At 72.5% G+C, this 15,335-nt stretch carries 14 protein-coding genes; 3 read left to right on the top strand and 11 right to left on the bottom strand.

Annotation, left to right across the window (positions count from 1 at the left end):
* Nucleotides 1-150 precede the first annotated feature (150 nt).
* From N912_RS48590 to N912_RS0100515, 11 genes are read right to left on the bottom strand one after another with little or no spacing between them, the layout of a single operon-like run.
* Nucleotides 151-1,260 carry an MCE family protein gene (locus N912_RS48590; RefSeq protein WP_037063134.1) on the bottom strand — a complete coding sequence of 370 codons (1,110 nt, stop codon included), beginning with the start codon at nucleotides 1,258-1,260 and terminating at the stop codon, nucleotides 151-153.
* On the bottom strand, nucleotides 1,257-2,423 hold the full coding sequence (locus N912_RS48585; protein WP_037062575.1) for an MCE family protein: 1,167 nt from the start codon (nucleotides 2,421-2,423) through the stop codon (nucleotides 1,257-1,259). Before N912_RS48585 ends, N912_RS48590 begins: the two co-directional genes overlap by 4 nt.
* Nucleotides 2,420-3,565 carry an MCE family protein gene (locus N912_RS0100555; RefSeq protein WP_028920887.1) on the bottom strand — a complete coding sequence of 382 codons (1,146 nt, stop codon included), beginning with the start codon at nucleotides 3,563-3,565 and terminating at the stop codon, nucleotides 2,420-2,422. Before N912_RS0100555 ends, N912_RS48585 begins: the two co-directional genes overlap by 4 nt.
* The gene (locus N912_RS0100550; protein WP_028920886.1) at nucleotides 3,562-4,614 is read right to left on the bottom strand and encodes an MCE family protein; all 1,053 of its coding nucleotides are present in this window, start codon (nucleotides 4,612-4,614) and stop codon (nucleotides 3,562-3,564) included. The genes N912_RS0100555 and N912_RS0100550 overlap by 4 nt, the downstream gene beginning before the upstream one ends.
* Complete coding sequence (locus N912_RS0100545) at nucleotides 4,611-5,645, bottom strand: MCE family protein (RefSeq protein WP_028920885.1); 1,035 nt, start codon at nucleotides 5,643-5,645, stop codon at nucleotides 4,611-4,613. The genes N912_RS0100550 and N912_RS0100545 overlap by 4 nt, the downstream gene beginning before the upstream one ends.
* Complete coding sequence (locus N912_RS48580; RefSeq protein ID WP_051579409.1) at nucleotides 5,642-6,931, bottom strand: MCE family protein; 1,290 nt, start codon at nucleotides 6,929-6,931, stop codon at nucleotides 5,642-5,644. Before N912_RS48580 ends, N912_RS0100545 begins: the two co-directional genes overlap by 4 nt.
* Complete coding sequence (locus tag N912_RS0100535) at nucleotides 6,928-7,815, bottom strand: MlaE family ABC transporter permease (protein WP_084210499.1); 888 nt, start codon at nucleotides 7,813-7,815, stop codon at nucleotides 6,928-6,930. The genes N912_RS48580 and N912_RS0100535 overlap by 4 nt, the downstream gene beginning before the upstream one ends.
* The gene (locus N912_RS0100530; protein ID WP_028920883.1) at nucleotides 7,816-8,604 is read right to left on the bottom strand and encodes an MlaE family ABC transporter permease; all 789 of its coding nucleotides are present in this window, start codon (nucleotides 8,602-8,604) and stop codon (nucleotides 7,816-7,818) included.
* 53 nt (nucleotides 8,605-8,657) lie between these two features.
* Complete coding sequence (locus N912_RS0100525) at nucleotides 8,658-9,413, bottom strand: glucose 1-dehydrogenase (RefSeq protein WP_028920882.1); 756 nt, start codon at nucleotides 9,411-9,413, stop codon at nucleotides 8,658-8,660.
* Complete coding sequence (locus N912_RS0100520) at nucleotides 9,410-10,921, bottom strand: aldehyde dehydrogenase family protein (protein ID WP_028920881.1); 1,512 nt, start codon at nucleotides 10,919-10,921, stop codon at nucleotides 9,410-9,412. The genes N912_RS0100525 and N912_RS0100520 overlap by 4 nt, the downstream gene beginning before the upstream one ends.
* Nucleotides 10,918-11,826: a 3-oxoacyl-ACP reductase gene (locus tag N912_RS0100515; protein WP_028920880.1), complete on the bottom strand. Its 909-nt coding sequence runs from the start codon at nucleotides 11,824-11,826 to the stop codon at nucleotides 10,918-10,920. The genes N912_RS0100520 and N912_RS0100515 overlap by 4 nt, the downstream gene beginning before the upstream one ends.
* A gap of 176 nt (nucleotides 11,827-12,002) precedes the next feature.
* On the opposite strand from N912_RS0100515, the gene N912_RS0100510 reads away from it, so the two are divergent.
* The 3 genes from N912_RS0100510 to N912_RS48575 all read left to right on the top strand — a co-directional run bounded on the left by N912_RS0100510 (nucleotide 12,003) and on the right by N912_RS48575 (nucleotide 15,333).
* A complete protein-coding gene (locus N912_RS0100510) occupies nucleotides 12,003-13,166 on the top strand; it encodes an acyl-CoA dehydrogenase family protein (RefSeq protein WP_028920879.1) in 1,164 nt (387 codons plus the stop codon).
* Nucleotides 13,167-13,177: 11 nt separating this feature from the next.
* Complete coding sequence (locus N912_RS0100505; protein ID WP_028920878.1) at nucleotides 13,178-14,257, top strand: acyl-CoA dehydrogenase family protein; 1,080 nt, start codon at nucleotides 13,178-13,180, stop codon at nucleotides 14,255-14,257.
* Between the two features lie 125 nt (nucleotides 14,258-14,382).
* Nucleotides 14,383-15,333, top strand: coding sequence for an NAD(P)/FAD-dependent oxidoreductase (locus N912_RS48575; protein ID WP_037062573.1), 951 nt, complete (start codon nucleotides 14,383-14,385; stop codon nucleotides 15,331-15,333).
* Nucleotides 15,334-15,335 lie beyond the last annotated feature (2 nt).

Here is a 15,335-nt window from a genome sequence, read left to right as displayed (position 1 = left end):
CCGTCCACTCCGCCGGGCCGTTCCCGGCTCCACCCCTGCGTCGTCCGGCCCCACCACGATTCGACACCCAGCACACCCAGTCCGCGCGTCACACACCTGCTTCAGTGCGTGTGCGGGGTACGGAGTGGGTGTGCGAGCGATCAGCGGCCGTCAGCGGCCGGGGGTGGGGGCGTTTTGGGCGCCTCGGACGCTGGTGGGGCTGCCGCGCGGTTCGGCGCAGCGGGCCTTGTAGTTGGTCTTGATGGGAGTGAAGTCGTCGGCGCGGCGTTGCTTGGTGCCTTCGTAGCCCTTGGTGCAGGTGGGCGGGTCGTAGAAGTTGAGCACCAGGCCCAGGTGGCCTCGGCCGTCGGGGGCCAGGGTGGGGCCGATGGCGTTGACCACCGGGAAGGTGACCAGGAGCTGTTCCAGGGCGGACGTGCGGTGCTCGGTGACCCGGGACAGGGTGAGCGCGTTGCGGACGACCTCGGACAGCGCGTCGCCGGAGTCGTCCAGCAGCCAGCTCACCTGGCCGGCCACCTCGGGGGATGCCTTGATCACCCGCCGCAGGTCGGGATCGGCGTCCTTGAGGCCGGCGGAGAGCTGTTCGAGGCCCCGGCTGAACTCCAGGATGTCGTCGCCCTGTTGCTGTTGGGTGCGCAGCACGGTGCCGGAGTTGCGCAGCAGGCCGACGGTCTGCGGCAGGTGCTCGGTGGCGGTCTGGGTGAGCGCCCCGGAGCCCTCGACGAGCGCGCGCAGCGACGGCCCGGTGCCGGCGAACGCGGTGCCCAGCTCGGAGACGGTGGTGCGCAGCGACTCGGTGGGCACGCTGGCGGCCAGCCGGTCCAGGTTGGTCAGCACCTGCGCGGGCCGGGGCGGGAGCGTGGTGCGTTCGCGGGGGATCACCGAGCCGTCGGCCAGATAGGGGGCGGTGGTTCGTTCCGGGCGCAGGTCGATGTGCTGCTCCCCCACCGCCGAGCGGTTGGCGACCACCGCGCGGGCGTCGGCCGGGATGGGCGGCGCGCCGTCCTGGATGCGCAGGCCGGCGACCACGCCGCCCCTGGCCAGCCGCACGTCGGTGACCTGGCCGACGGCCACGCCCCGGTAGGTCACCTCGGAGTTCGGCGTGATGCCCGACGCGTCGGCCAGCTGGACGTCCACCCGGTAGCCGCCGGCGCCGACCAGCCGGTCCAGCCCGGCGTACCGGGCGCCGGTGTAGATCACGCCCACCGCCGCGATGACCATGAAGACGATCAGCTGGATCTTGACCTTGCGAGTGATCACCGGGAGCCCCCGGTGAGCGGCGACAGCAGGTCTTCCAGGCCTTTCCTGGGCGTCCCTGCCGAGGACGGGTCCGATCCCGCCGGCGGTTGCAGGCCCAGCGGCGCGGGCAGGTTCGGAATGGGCAGCGGCTGCGCGGGGCTGCCCGGGATCGGGACGATCGGCTGGGACGAGCGGAGCAGGTTGCCGAGTGTCTGGTTCAGGTCGAAGTCCAGCCGCACGTCGGTGTTGAAGTAGTCGCCCTTGAGCGACTTGAGCGCGTAGTCCGGGAACGGGTAGCTGAGCAGCATCTGCAGCGAGTTCGGGATGTCGTCACCGGCCTTGGCCAGCTCCCGCAGGGTGGGGCGCAGCGCGCGCAGGTCGGCGAGCAGGTCGTCGCGGCCGCGGTTCACCGTGCTCACCGCCACCCCGGAGAGGCGGTCGAGGGCCTTGAGCATCGACACCAGGTCGGTGCGCTGCTCTTCGAGGACCTTCAGGCCGGGGCCGAGCTGGTCGAGGGCGACGGTGATGTGGTCGGTCTGGCCGGCCAGCGAGGTGGACAGCCGGCCGAGGGCGTCGATGGCGCGCACGATGGTGGCGCGCTGGGCGTCGAGGCGGCCGGTGAGCTCGGCGAGGCGGCCCAGCAGCGAGCGCAGCTGGGGTTCGTTGCCGCCGGTCGCGGCGTTCACCTCGCGGATGACGTCCCGGAGCTGGGCCAGGCCGCCGCCGTTGAGCAGCAGCGACAGCGCGCCGAGCACCTCCTCCACCTCGGGGTGGCGGCGGGTCTCGGCCAGCGGGATGCGGTCGCCCTCGCGGAGGGATCCCACCGGTGCGGCGCCGGGCGGGACGCCGAGCGCGACGAACTTCTCCCCGAGCAGGCTGGCGGTGCGCAGCTCGGCGCGGGCGTTGCCGGGGATGCGGGCGTCGCCGTTGATCACCAGGTCGACCAGCGCGACCGAGCCGTCCGGGGACAGCGTGATCCCCTCCACCCGTCCGACCGGCACGTCGTTCAGCCGGACGCTGGACTGCGGCACCAGGTCGAGCACGTCGGCGAACTCGGCGGTGACCCGGATCGGGCGCCCGCCGATGTCCGCGCCACCGGGCAGCGGCGCGCCGTAGAGCCCGGACCCGCCGCACCCGGACACGCCGAGCACCACCACCAGCAGTAGAACGATCAATCTAGTCATCGGTTGCCGCCCGGGAGCGGTACCTTGCCCTGCTGGACGTCGCCGAGCACCTGGGCGGGAGACGGCAGCGGCGCCACCTTGTCCAGCTGCTGGGCCACGGACACGCAGGCGTTGCCCAGGTCGGGCGGCAGGCCGGTGGGCGTCTCGCGCTGCAGGATCGTGCACAGCAGCACCACCGGTGACAGCGCCAGCTCGGTGAACACCCCCCGGACCTGCACGGTCCCGGACGCGGCGTCGTAGGCGTTGAGGTAGTTCGAGGTGCCCAGCGGGGCCACGTCGATCACCTCGGCCAGCGCCTCCTTCTCCTTGACCAGCGCGTCGGTGATGCCCACCAGCTTGTGCACGTTGGACGACACCAGCTCCCGGTTCTCGCCCAGGAACGAGTCGACCTCCTCCAGCGCGTCGGCCAGCGAGGAGAGCGTCCTGCCGATCTGCTCGCGCTCCCCGCCCAGGTGCCCCGTCACGTCGGCGATCTTGCTCTGGAAGTCCCTGACCTCGGCGTCGCTCTGGGCCAGCATCGCGGTGAACTGGTTCAGGTTGTCCACCGTGGAGAACAGGTCGCCGCGCGAGTCGGACAGCGTGCGGGCCAGCTCGCCGAGCTTGGTCATGGTGGTGTTCAGGTCCTGGCCGTTGCCGCGCAGGTTGGCCGCCGCGGTGTCCAGCGCGGCGGACAGCGCGCCCGTCTTGTTCGCCCCGTCCGGCCCCAGCGACGTGCTGAGCTTGTCGATTCCGCGCAGCAGCTCGTCGATCTCCACCGGCGTCGCGGTCCGCTCCCGCGGGATCACCGCGCCGGAGGCCATCGCGGGGCCGTCCACGTACGCCGGAGTGAGCTGCACGTACCTGTCGCTGACCAGGCTGGGCGCGACCACCACCGCCGACGCGTTCGGCGGCACCGGGAACTCGTGCTCCACCGTGAGGTCCACCCGCACCACCGGACCCTCGGGCGTGACCCCGTCCACCCGACCCACCTTGACGCCCAGCACCCGCACGTCCGAGCCCTGGTAGAGGCCCACGGCCTTGTCGAAGAACGCGGTGATCCTGGTGTCCTCCGGCGCCCGGAACACCCACCACAGCGCCGCGACCACCCCGACCACGAGCACGCACCCGGCCGCGATGACCCCGGTCCTGACCCGGGGGCTCACCTGTCGCCCCCGAACAGCAGCGGGATGTCCCCGCCGGGCTTCTTGGCGGGCTCCGGCGGCCCGCAGCTGCCCGGGTTGATCCGCAGCGCCCCCGCCGTGATCGTCGGGGTGACCAGCCCGCACAGGTAGCCGTCGAACCAGCGGCCGTTGCCGACCACGTTGGTGAACGTCCTGATGTACGGCGCCATCGCGGCCACCCCCTTGGCCAGCGCCTCCTGGTTGCGGTGCAGCAGCGCGGTCACCTCGTCCAGCTCCTTCAACGCGGGATGCATCTGGTCCCTGTTGTCCCGGACCAGCCCGCGCAGCTGGTCGGCCAGGTACTCCGTCCCCCGCAGCAGCGCGGTGATCGCGTCGCGGCGCCGCTGCAGCTCGTCGAGCAGCGCCGAGCCGTCGTTGATCAGCTTGCGCACCTGCTCGTTGCGGGTGGCCAGCACGCCGCTGACGTTGCTCGCGCCGGACAGCAGCGAGCGCAGCGCCTGGTCCCGGGAGGCGATCGTCTGCGACAGCCGAGACAGGCCGTCCAGCGTCTTGCCGAACTGTCCTGGCGTGTTGGCGAAGGTCCCGGACAGCACCCGGAAGCTCTGCGCGAGCTGGGCGGTGTCGACCTGCTCCACGGTGTGGGTGAGGTCGCCCAGCGCGTCCGGGATCTGGTACGGGGTGGTGGTGCGGGCGACGGGTATCGGCACGTCGGGGTCCTGCTCGCGGGCTCCGGCCGGCTGCACCGCCAGGAACTTCTCGCCGAGCAGCGTCTTGATCTCGATGGAGGCGCGGCTCTGGTCGCCGACGCGGACGCCGGCCACCCGGAAGTCGACCACCACCTGGCCGCGCTCCAGGCCCACGTCGGTGACCTCGCCGACCTTGACCCCGGCCACCCGCACCTCGTTGCCGGCGCTCAGGCCGGCGGACTCGGCGAACCGGGCGGTGTACCCGGTGCCCCCGCCGATCAGCGGCAGGTCCTCGGCGTGGAACGCGGCGGTGGCCACCAGCGCGATCACCAGCAGGGCCACCGCGCCGACGGCCGCCCGGTTGCGTTCCTTGAGTGGCTTCACGGCCCGCACCTCGGTGGCATCGTGGTGCCCGGCGGCGGCAGCACCGGCAGCTTGACCCCGAGCGAGTCCACCGACACCGTGCCGTTGACCTGGCAGAGGTAGAAGTTGAACCAGCTTCCGTAGCTGACCGTCCGGGTCAGGGCGTCCAGCTTGGGCGCCAGGCCCTGGATGACCCGCTCGATCTCCGGGGAGTTGTGGTTGAGGTTGCCGGACAGCCGGCCCAGCTCGGCGATGTCCGACTTCAGCGGCGGCCGGGCCGAGTCGAGCAGGCTCCCGGTGGTCTGGGTCAGCGTTCCTATCGATTTGATCGCTCGACCGATCGGCTCCCGCTGCTCGGACAGGCCGCTGACCAGCCGCTGCAGGGTGTCGATCAGTTCGGACAGCTGAGGCGAGCGGTCGGCGACCGTACCGATCACCGTGTTCAGGTTGTCGATCACCTGGCCGACCACCTGGTCGCGGTCGGCCAGGGTGTTGGTCAGCGACGCGGTGGAGCCGAGCAGCTCCTCGATGGTGGTGCCCTCGCCCTGGAACACCTGGATGATCTCGTAGGAGAGCTTGTTCACGTCCGCCGGGGACAGCGCCTGGAACAGCGGCTGGAAGCCGTTGAACAGCTCGGTGAGGTTCAGCGCGGGGTGGGTGCGCTCCACCGGGATGACTCCGTCCGGACGCAGCGTCCCCGGCGGCCCCCCGGGCGGCGCGTCCAGCGACAGGTAGCGCTGGCCGATCAGGTTGCGGTACTTGATGGTGGCGGTCACCCCGGCGGGCAGCGTGCGGGTCTTGTCCACGTCGAAGCTCACCGCCGCGTACCTGTCGTCGCGCACCCGCAGCTCGTCGACCTGACCGATCTTGACCCCGCGCATCCGCACGTCGTCGCCGGGCTGCAGGCCCGAGCCGTCGGTGAAGATCGCTGTGTAGCCGGTCGTCGAGCCCAGGTTGGCGTTCGCGATGGTCGCCGCCAGCACGCCGGTGAGCAGCACCGTCACCACGGTGAAGACCGCCAGCTTGACCGAGGGTGCGAGCACGTTCCTCATCGCGGCCCCGGTGGTGTCGGGTTCGGGTCGGGCGTCGGCTCGCCCATCAACGGCAGCGGGATGGGGCCGTTGGGTGGGGTGCCGCCCTCGGTCCAGCGGGTCGAGCCGCCGCTGGTCGACGGGACGGGGTCGATCAGGCCGAGCAGGCCCGGGTCGGGCATGTCGGTCGGCGGCGGGGGGTGGCGGGTGCCGTCCTTGAGCGGCCCGCCCGGCGGGTACTGCGGGAACGGCACGACCTGCTTGTAGCAGCGCGGGCCCCGGGTGTCCTGGAAGCGCGGGGTGTCCACGCCGGGCACGTACTTGCCCCGGCTGGCCGAGATCTCGATGGTGATGCGCTGCTGTTCAGGGTGCGCCGAGCCCTTGCCGAAGGTCCGGTCCCCGCGCGGGATGCCCTCCACGACCTGGCGGAACAGGCAGGGGAACTCCGGGGCGTACTTGGCGAGCACCTGCAGCGCGGGGCGCGAGCTGGCGGCCAGGTCGACCAGGTTCTCCTGGTTGTGCGCCAGGAAGTCGGTCAGGTCGTTCGACGCGTCGGTCACCCCGAGGAACAGCTTCTCCAGCCGGTCGCGCTCGTCGACCAGGGTGCGGCTGGTGGTGGTCAGGTCGTCCAGGCCGCCGAACAGGTGCGGGGCGGCCTCGGCGTAGGTGTCGGCGACCGGGGTGAGCCGGTCCAGGTCGGTGACCAGGTCCGGGACGGCCGGGTTGAACCGTTTCAGGTAGGCGTCCAGTGCGACCAGGGTGTGGCCGAGCGGCTGGCCCTGGCCGCGCAGCGCCTGGGACATCGCGTTGAGCGTGGTGGCCAGTTGCGCGGGCTGCACCGCCTGCAGGGTCGGCAGCAGGTTGTCCAGCACCTGGTCGACCTCGATCGCGGACCGGGTTCGCTCCTGGCCGATGACGTCGCCGGCGGCGATCGCGCGGGTCGGGGTGTCGGGGATGGTCAGGTCCACGAACCGCTCGCCGAACAGGGTCTTGGGCAGCAGTTGCGCGGACACGTTGGCGGGCACCTCGGCGACCGCGTCCGGGTCGAGCGCCAGGTCGAGGGTGGCGCCGGTGGCGGACGGGGCGATCGCGCGCACCTCGCCGACCCGCACCCCGCGCACCTTGACGTCCGCGCCCTCGCGCAGCTGGGTGCCGACCCGGTCGGTCTGCAGCGTGACGTCCACGGTGGACGTGAACGCCTTGCGGTAGATCGCCACGGTGAACCCCACGAACAGCACGGCGACCAGCACGAACGCCAGGCCGAGCAGCATGTAGCGCGGGCGGTCCGAACGCGGGTACCCGATCATCCGGAGATCCGTACGGTCGTGGTGGAGCCCCAGATGGCCAGGCTGAGGAAGAAGTCGGTGAACGACACCAGCACGATCGATGTGCGCACCGCGCGGCCCACCGCCACCCCGACCCCGGCCGGCCCGCCGGTCGCGGTGTAGCCGTAGTAGCAGTGCGCCAGGATCACCACCAGCGCGAACACGATCACCTTGAGGAACGACCAGAGCACGTCGCCGGGGGGCAGGAACAGGTGGAAGTAGTGGTCGTAGGTGCCGCCGGACTGGCCGTAGAACCACACGGTGACCTGCCGGGACGCCAGGTAGGCCGCGAGCAGCCCGACCACGTACAGCGGGATCACCGCGACGAACCCGGCGATCACCCGGGTGGTCACCAGGTAGGGCAGGCTGCGCACCGCCATCACCTCGAGCGCGTCCACCTCCTCGGAGATCCGCATCGCGCCGAGCTGGGCGGTGAACCCGCAGCCCACGGTGGCCGACAGGGCCAGGCCGGCGGACAGCGGGGCGACCTCGCGGGTGTTGAAGTACGCCGAGATGAACCCGGTCAGCGCCGCCGTACCCAGCTGTTCGAGCGCGGAGTAGCCCTGCAGGCCGACCACCGCGCCGGTGAACATGGTCATGCCGATCATCACGCCGAGGGTGCCGCCGATGACCGCCAGGCCCCCGGTGCCGAAGCACACCTCGGAGAGCAGCCGCAGCGTCTCGCGCGGGTAGCGGCGGATGGCCAGCGGGCTCCAGGCCAGCGCGCGGCCGTAGAAGGCGAGCTGCCAGCCCACGTCGGCCAGTCCGTTGGCCCGGCGGTCCACGGCGCGGGCGGCGATGGCGCTCAGCGACGTCCGCGAGGGTGGGACGATCGGTGGTGGGGGTGGCGTCGGGTGCGTCGTCATTTACAACGCTTTCGGGGGGACGACCTGCAGGTAGATGCCGGTCAGGATGAGGTTGATCAGGAACAGCAGCAGGAAGGTGATGACCACGGCCTGGTTCACCGCGTCGCCGACCCCTTTCGGGCCTGCTGACGGGTTCAGGCCCCGGTAGGCGGCGACCACGCCGGCCACGAAGCCGTAGAGCAGCGCCTTGAACTCGCTGATCCACAGGTCCGGGAGCTGGGCGAGCGCGTTGAAGCTGGCCAGGTAGGCGCCCGGGGTGCCGCCCTGCATGACCACGTTGAAGAAGTAGCCGCCGAGCACCCCGACCACGCTGACCAGCCCGTTGAGCAGCACCGAGACGAACATCGCGGCCAGCACCCTGGGCACGATCAGCCGCTGCACCGGGTCGACGCCGAGCACCTCCATGGCGGCGATCTCCTCGCGGATGGTGCGCGCGCCGATGTCCGCGCACATCGCCGACCCGCCGGCGCCGGCCACCAGCAGCGCGGTGATCAGCGGGCTGGCCTGCTGCACGATGGCCAGCGCGCTGGCCGCGCCGGTGAACGACTGGGCGCCGATCTGCTCGGTCAGCGAGCCGAGCTGCAGCGCGATGACCGCGCCGAACGGGATGGCCACCAGCGCGGTGGGCAGGATCGTCACGCTGGCGAAGAACCAGGCCTGCTGCAGCGCCTCCCGGACCTGGAACGGGCGGCGCGGGATTGCCCTGGCCACCAGCCAGGCCAGCAGGGTGAGGTTGCCGACCTGGCGCAGTGCCCGGGTGCCGGGGAATGTGGCGGTACCTGTGCTCATGGCAACCTCCACACCCACAAGGCGATATATCTTCGCAACGACGTGTCCCCCGCCTAGGTGACGTTCAGCGCGTGGGTCGCGGTGGCGCCGCCGTCGGCCACGAACTCCGCGCCGGTGCAGTACGAGCTTTCGTCGCTGGCCAGGAAGACGACCAGGTCGGCGATCTCGTCGGCCCGGCCTGCGCGGCGCAGCGCGACCCGCCGCGCGATGCGGTTCAGGTCCAGCTCGACGCCGCCGGCGGCCTCCTTGATCATGTCGGTGTCGATCATGCCGGGGTGCACCGAGTTGACCCGGATGCCGTACTGGCCCAGCTCGACGGCGGCCACCTTGGTCATGCCGCGGATGGCGAACTTGCTGGCGGTGTAGGCGGTGAGCAGGGGGGCGGCGGCCAGGCCCTCCACGGACGAGAGGTTCACGATCGAGCCGCCGCCGGCGGTGCGCATCAACGGCACCGCGGCGCGCATGCCCAGGAAGGTGCCGACCTGGTTGATGTTGATCACGCGCTGGTAGTCGGCCAGTTTCGTGTCCGCGAGCGGGCTGAAGTGCAGCACGCCGGCGTTGTTGACCAGGACGTCCAGCCTGTCCATCCCGGCGACGGCCGCCGCCCAGTCGTCTTCGGAGCTGACGTCCAGGTGTTGGTAGCGGGCGGCGTCACCGAGCTCGGCGGCGAGCGCCTTGCCCTCCTCGTCGAGCACGTCGGCGAGCACCACCCGGGCGCCCTCCGCCACGAACCGCCGGGCGGCCGCCGCGCCCTGGCCCCGGGCAGCGCCGGTGACCAGCGCCGTCTTGTGTTCCAGGCGCGCGGTCACATCAGCTCCTCGGTCACCGGCATGAGCACGCTCTTCAGCTCGGTGTACGACTCGAACGCGGCCTGCCCGCCCTCGCGGCCGAGCCCGGACTGGCCGAACCCGCCGAACGGCAGGTGCGGCTCGACCTGGAAGCCGTTGATGCCGACCGTGCCCGCCCGCAGCCGCCGGGCCAGCCGGAACGCCCGGCGCGCGTCCGTGGTGTAGAGCCCGGCGCCGAGCCCGTACTCGGTGTCGTTCGCCAGCGCGACGGCCTCGTCCTCGTCGTCGAACGGGATCACCGCGAGCACCGGCCCGAAGATCTCCTCGCGGGCGATCGTCATCCGGTTGTCGACGTCCGCGAAGATCGTCGGGGTCACGAAGTTCCCGCTGGCCAGCTCGCCGTCGCGGCGCTCGCCGCCGGTGACCAGCCGGGCGCCCTCCTTCTCCCCGGACGCGATGTAGCCGAGCACGCGGTCCAGCTGCCGCTCGGTGATCAGCGGGCTGGCCAGCACGGACGGGTCGAACGGGTCACCGTAGGTGATCATGTTGGCCATCAGCTGGGCGGCGTCCAGGAACTGGTCGTAGACGTCCCGGTGCACCAGCGCGCGGGTGTGCGCGACGCAGGCCTGGCCGGACAGGCCCATGGTGACCATGCCCATCGCGGTCATCCCGGCCATGCCCACGTCCGGGGCGTCCGGGAAGACCAGGGCGGGGCTCTTGCCGCCCAGTTCGAGGGAGACCCGCTTCATGGTCCCGGCGGAGGCCTCCACCACGCGGCGCCCGACGGCCCGGCTGCCGGTGAAGCTCACCTTGTCCACCAGCGGGTGGGTGATCAGCGCCTCGCCGGTCGGGTCGCCGGGGCCGAGCACGAGCTGCAGCACACCGGGCGGCAGGCCGGCCTCCAGGAGCAGGCGGACCATCCGGATCACGGTGAAGGTGGCGTGCTCGGAGGGTTTGACGACGACCGTGCAGCCGGCCGCGAGCGCGGGGGCCACCTTCTGGGCGAACAGCAGGAACGGGGCGTTCCACGGCAGGATCGCGGCGACCACGCCGACCGGCTCGCGGAACGTCATGGCCAGGTGGTCGCCGCCCTGGTACGGCGGCAGCGTCTGGCCGCCGAGCTTGTCCACCCAGCCGGCGTGGTGGTCGAACGCGTCGGCCGCCACGTCCACCGAGGTGGCGTACACCGAGGCGAACGACAGCGGCACCCCGTTGTCCAGCGCCTGCAGCGCGCGCAGCTCGTCGGCGTGCGCGCGCAGCGTGTCCGCGCAGCGGCGCAGGATCCGGATCCGCTCGCCGGCGCGGATGCGCGGCCAGGTGCCGTCGTCGAACACCCGGCGCGCGGCCCGGACCGCGGCGTCCACGTCGTCCGGGCCGGCGATCGCGAACGCGCCGACCTCCTCGCCGGTGGCCGGGTGGCGGTGCCGCCATTGCGCGCCGTCCTGGCCTTCGCGCCACTGGCCGTCGACCAGCAGCAGGCCCTCGGGCAGCTCGATCGTGTCCAAGTGCGGCTTGATCGTGGTCGTCACAGGTCCAGTACCTCCGCGCTCGCGAACATCCGCTCCGGGTCCCGGCCGGCGAAGTAGCCGCCCAGGCTGGCGTCCAGGTCGGCCGCCGTCCACTCGCCGCCGGGGGCGTCGAACCGTTGCTCCACCGTCGGCGGGGCGAGCAGCGCGACCTTGCCGCCGTGCACCACGAACACCTGGCCGTTGATCGCGGCGGCGGCCGGGGACGCGAGGTAGGCGACGACAGGAGCGACGTGGCCGGTGCTCAACGGGTCCGGGCCGTCCTGCGGGGCCTCGCCGAACACCCCAGCTGTCATCGCGGTGCGCGCCCTCGGGCAGATCGCGTTCGCGGTGACGCCATAACGCTTGAGAGCGCGCGCCGCCGAGACGGTCAGCGCGACGATGCCCGCCTTGGCCGCGGCGTAGTTCGGCTGGCCGGGCGGGCCGAGCAGGAACGCCTCCGACGACGTGTTCACGATCCGCCCGTACACCGGGCCGCCCTCTTGTTTGGACTGCTCGCGCCAGTGCGCGGCGGCGTTGCGGCTGAGCAGGAAATGCCCGCGCAGGTGGACCCTGACCACCTGGTCCCACTCCTGGTCGGACATGCCGAAGAGCATCCGGTCGCGGACCAGGCCGGCGTTGTTGACCACCACGTGCAGCCCGCCGAACCGCTCCAGCGCGGTGCCGACCAGCGCGTCGGCGGTGTCGCGCTCGGCGATGTCGCCGGCCACCAGCACGGCCTTCCCGCCGCCGGCCTCGATTTCCTCCACGACCGCACCCGCGTCCGGGGTCAGGTCGTTGACCACTACGTCCGCGCCCTCGGCGGCCAGCGCGAGGGCCTCCGCCCGACCCAGCCCGGCGCCGGCGCCGGTCACCACCGCCACCCGGCCGCTCAGGCCCCCGCTGCCGCCCGTCGCCGCGTCCGCCATCCGCCCGAGCCCCTTCGCTCCGCCGTCCGGGTCACCGCCCGATGCCGTGCGGATGCTAGAACGGGTTCTCATTTGAGTCAATCCGGAACGCCCGCACACCGGGCTGGACCCGGGATTATGGACACCCTAGACTCGGTGGAACGCGTTACAGTTCGAGCGACCGAACGGAGAGCCGCGTGCACCTCGCGTTCACCCCCGAGCAGGACGCCCTGCGCAAGGAGCTGCGCTCCTACTTCGCCGAGCTCATGACCCCCGAGCGGCGCGCCGACCTCACCTCGGAAGACGGGGAGTACGGGGGCGGCGAAGCGTACCGCGAGGTCGTCGGGCAGATGGGCGCGGACGGCTGGCTCACCCTCGGCTGGCCGGTCGAGCACGGCGGCCAGGGCCGGTCCATGATCGACCAGATGATCTTCGCGGACGAGGCGGCGGCGGCCGGCGCGCCGGTGCCGTTCCTGACCATCAACACGGTCGGCCCGACGATCATGCGGTTCGGCACGCCGGAGCAGCGGGAGTTCTTCCTGCCCCGGATCGCGCGCGGCGAGCTGCACTTCTCCATCGGCTACTCCGAGCCCGAGGCGGGCACCGACCTCGCGGCCCTGCGCACCCGCGCTGTCCGGGACGGCGACGAGTTCGTCATCAACGGCCAGAAGATGTGGACCAGCCTGATCCGCCACGCCGACTACGTCTGGCTGGCCGCGCGCACCGACCCGTCCGCGCCACCGCACCGGGGCATCTCCATCCTGGTCGTGCCGACGTCGTCGGACGGGTTCTCGTTCACGCCGGTGCGCACCGTGGCCGGGGTGACGACCAGCGCGACCTACTACTCCGACGTGCGGGTGCCGGCGTCCGCGCTGGTCGGCGAGGAGAACCGGGGCTGGTCGCTGATCACCAACCAGCTCAACCACGAGCGGGTGGCGCTGACCTCGGCGGCGCCGCTGTTCACCGCGCTGCGCGAGGTGTGGGACTGGGCGGCGGCGACCGGGGCACTGGAGCGGGAGTGGGTGCGGGTGCACCTGGCGCGGGTGCACGCCAAGGCGGAGTTCCTCAAGCTGATGAACTGGCGGATCGCGGCGTCCGAGGGCCAGTCGCCCCGGCCGGCGGACGCCTCGGCAACCAAGGTCTACGGCACCGAGCTGGCCACCGAGGCGTACCGGCTGCTCATGGAGGTGCTCGGGCCGTCGGCGTGCGTCCGGGGCGGCTCGCCAGGCGACGTGCTGCGCGGGCGGATCGAACGGATGCACCGCGCGGCGCTGATCCTGACCTTCGGCGGCGGCACCAACGAGGTGCAGCGCGACATCATCGCGGCCGCCGCGCTCGGACTGCCCGTTTCTCGACGTTAAGGGGCTCTTTCGTGGACTTCTCCCCCACCGAGGCGCAGGCCGACCTCGCCGCGCTCACCCGCCAGATCCTCACCGACCGGGTCACGCCGGAGCGGCTGCGGGAGCTGGAGGACGGGCCTGACCGGTTCGACCGCGAGCTGTGGGCGGCGCTCGCGGAGGCGGGCGTGCTGTCCGCGGCGCTGCCGGCGTGCGCGGGCGGCAGCGACTTCGGGCTGTTGGAGCAGTGCGCGGTGCTGGTCGAGGTCGGACGGGCGGTGGCGCCGGTGCCGTACCTGGCGTCGATCGTGCTCGGGGCGTCCACGGTCGCCCGGTTCGGCTCGCCTTCTGTGGTGGAACGCTGGGCGGCGCCGGCGGCGGCCGGGCGGCTGGTGCTCACCGCGGCGCTGGACGCGTCGGTTGATGCGGCGCCGGGAGCGGACGGCGGGTGGACGCTGGACGGGACTGCCACGGCGGTGCCGGCCGGGCCGGTCGCGGACCTGGTGCTGGTGCCGGCGTCCACGCCGGACGGGCCGGCCGTGTTCCTGCTCGACGGCGGGTACGCCATGCAACGCCAGCGGATGGTCGACTCGGACGGCGCGGGGCTGCTGTCGCTGTCCTCCGTCGCGCTCGACGGGGACCGGCTGCTCGGCGGCGCCGAAGTGGTCGACTGGCTGCGGGCGCGCGGCACCGTCGGGGTGTGCGCCGCTCAACTGGGCGTCGCCGAGCGCGCGCTCGAACTGACCGCCGCCTACGCCCGCTCGCGGGAGCAGTTCGGCCGCCCGATCGGCGCGTTCCAGGCCGTCGCCCAACGCCTCGCCGACGCCTACGTCGACGTAGAGGCCATCCGCCTCACCCTCTGGCAGGCGGCCTGGCGGCTGTCCACCGGCCAGCCCGCCGACGCCGAGGTGGCCACCGCCAAGTTCTGGGCCGCCGACGCCGGACACCGCGTCGCGCACACCGCCGTCCACATCCACGGCGGCGTCGGCATCGACCTCGACCACCCGCTGCACCGCTACTTCGTGGCCGCCAAGCGCAACGAGTTCGCCCTGGGCGCCGCCACCGAACAACTCCTCACCCTCGCCACCGCCGTTTCCGCTGCTCAGAACCCGTGAGTGGTTAGCGGTGCCATAGCACCGCTAACCACTCACGGGTGGTGACCTGGGCTTTCCCGGAAACCGCAACGAACGTTGCCAACTCCGTCCAGGCTGCGGATGCTCGACGGCGGAGGTGATCTCGCATGGACGAGTTCGACGTGGTGGTCGTGGGTGGTGGCGCGGCGGGGCTGAACGCGGCGCTGGTGCTGGCCAGGGCGAGGCGGCGGGTGGCGGTGGTGGACGGCGGCGAGCCGCGCAACGCGCCGGCCGAGCGGATGCACGGCTTCGTGTCCCGGGACGGGATGGACCCGGCGAGGCTGCTGGAGGTCGGGCGGGCCGAGGTGGTGGGGTACGGCGGCGAGCTGATCGACGGGCGGGTCACGCGGATCGACACGGGATTTACCGTGCACCTGGCCGGCGGGCGCGCGCTCGGGGCGCGGAGGATCCTGGTCGCGACCGGGCTGCGGGACGAGCTGCCGGACATCCCCGGCCTGCGCGAGCGGTGGGGGCGCGACGTGCTGCACTGCCCGTACTGCCACGGCCACGAGGTCCGCGACCGGCCGATCGGGGTCATCGGCGGGCTCGCCGCGGACGTGGCGCTGCACCTGGCGTTGATCTTGCCGCAGTGGTCGCCGGACGTGGTGTTCTTCCCCAACGGCATCGAGCTGACGGCGGACGAGCGGGAGCGGCTGACCGCGCGCGGGGTGCGCATCGCGGCCGGGCGGGTGTCGCGGCTGGTCGTGCACGACGACGCGCTGCGCGGGGTGGAGCTGGCCGACGGCGTGGTGGTGCCGCGCGCGGCGGTGTTCGTCGGGCCGCTGTTCGTGCCGCACGACGAGCTGCTGACCGGCCTGGGCGCCGAGGTCGACGACAACGGCTGGGTCCGCACCGACGGCACCGGCCGCACCACGGTGCCGGGCGTGTGGGCGGCGGGCAACGTGGCGAACCCGCGCGCGCAGGTGGTCACGGCGGCCGGTGAGGGGTCGGCCGCCGCGATCGCGCTGAACACCGACCTGACGAACGACGAGGTCGAGCGGGCGGTGCGCGACCAGCGCGCGGCCGGCGGCCCGTTCGCCGCCTCGGTGCACGGCTGAGC

The sequence above is a fragment of the Actinospineispora acaciae DSM 45401 genome (genome assembly GCF_000620785.1).
Classification (GTDB): domain Bacteria; phylum Actinomycetota; class Actinomycetes; order Mycobacteriales; family Pseudonocardiaceae; genus Pseudonocardia; species Pseudonocardia acaciae.
The sequence above is the reverse complement of the archived record's forward strand: the minus strand, read 5'-3'. Positions and strand labels throughout refer to the sequence as shown.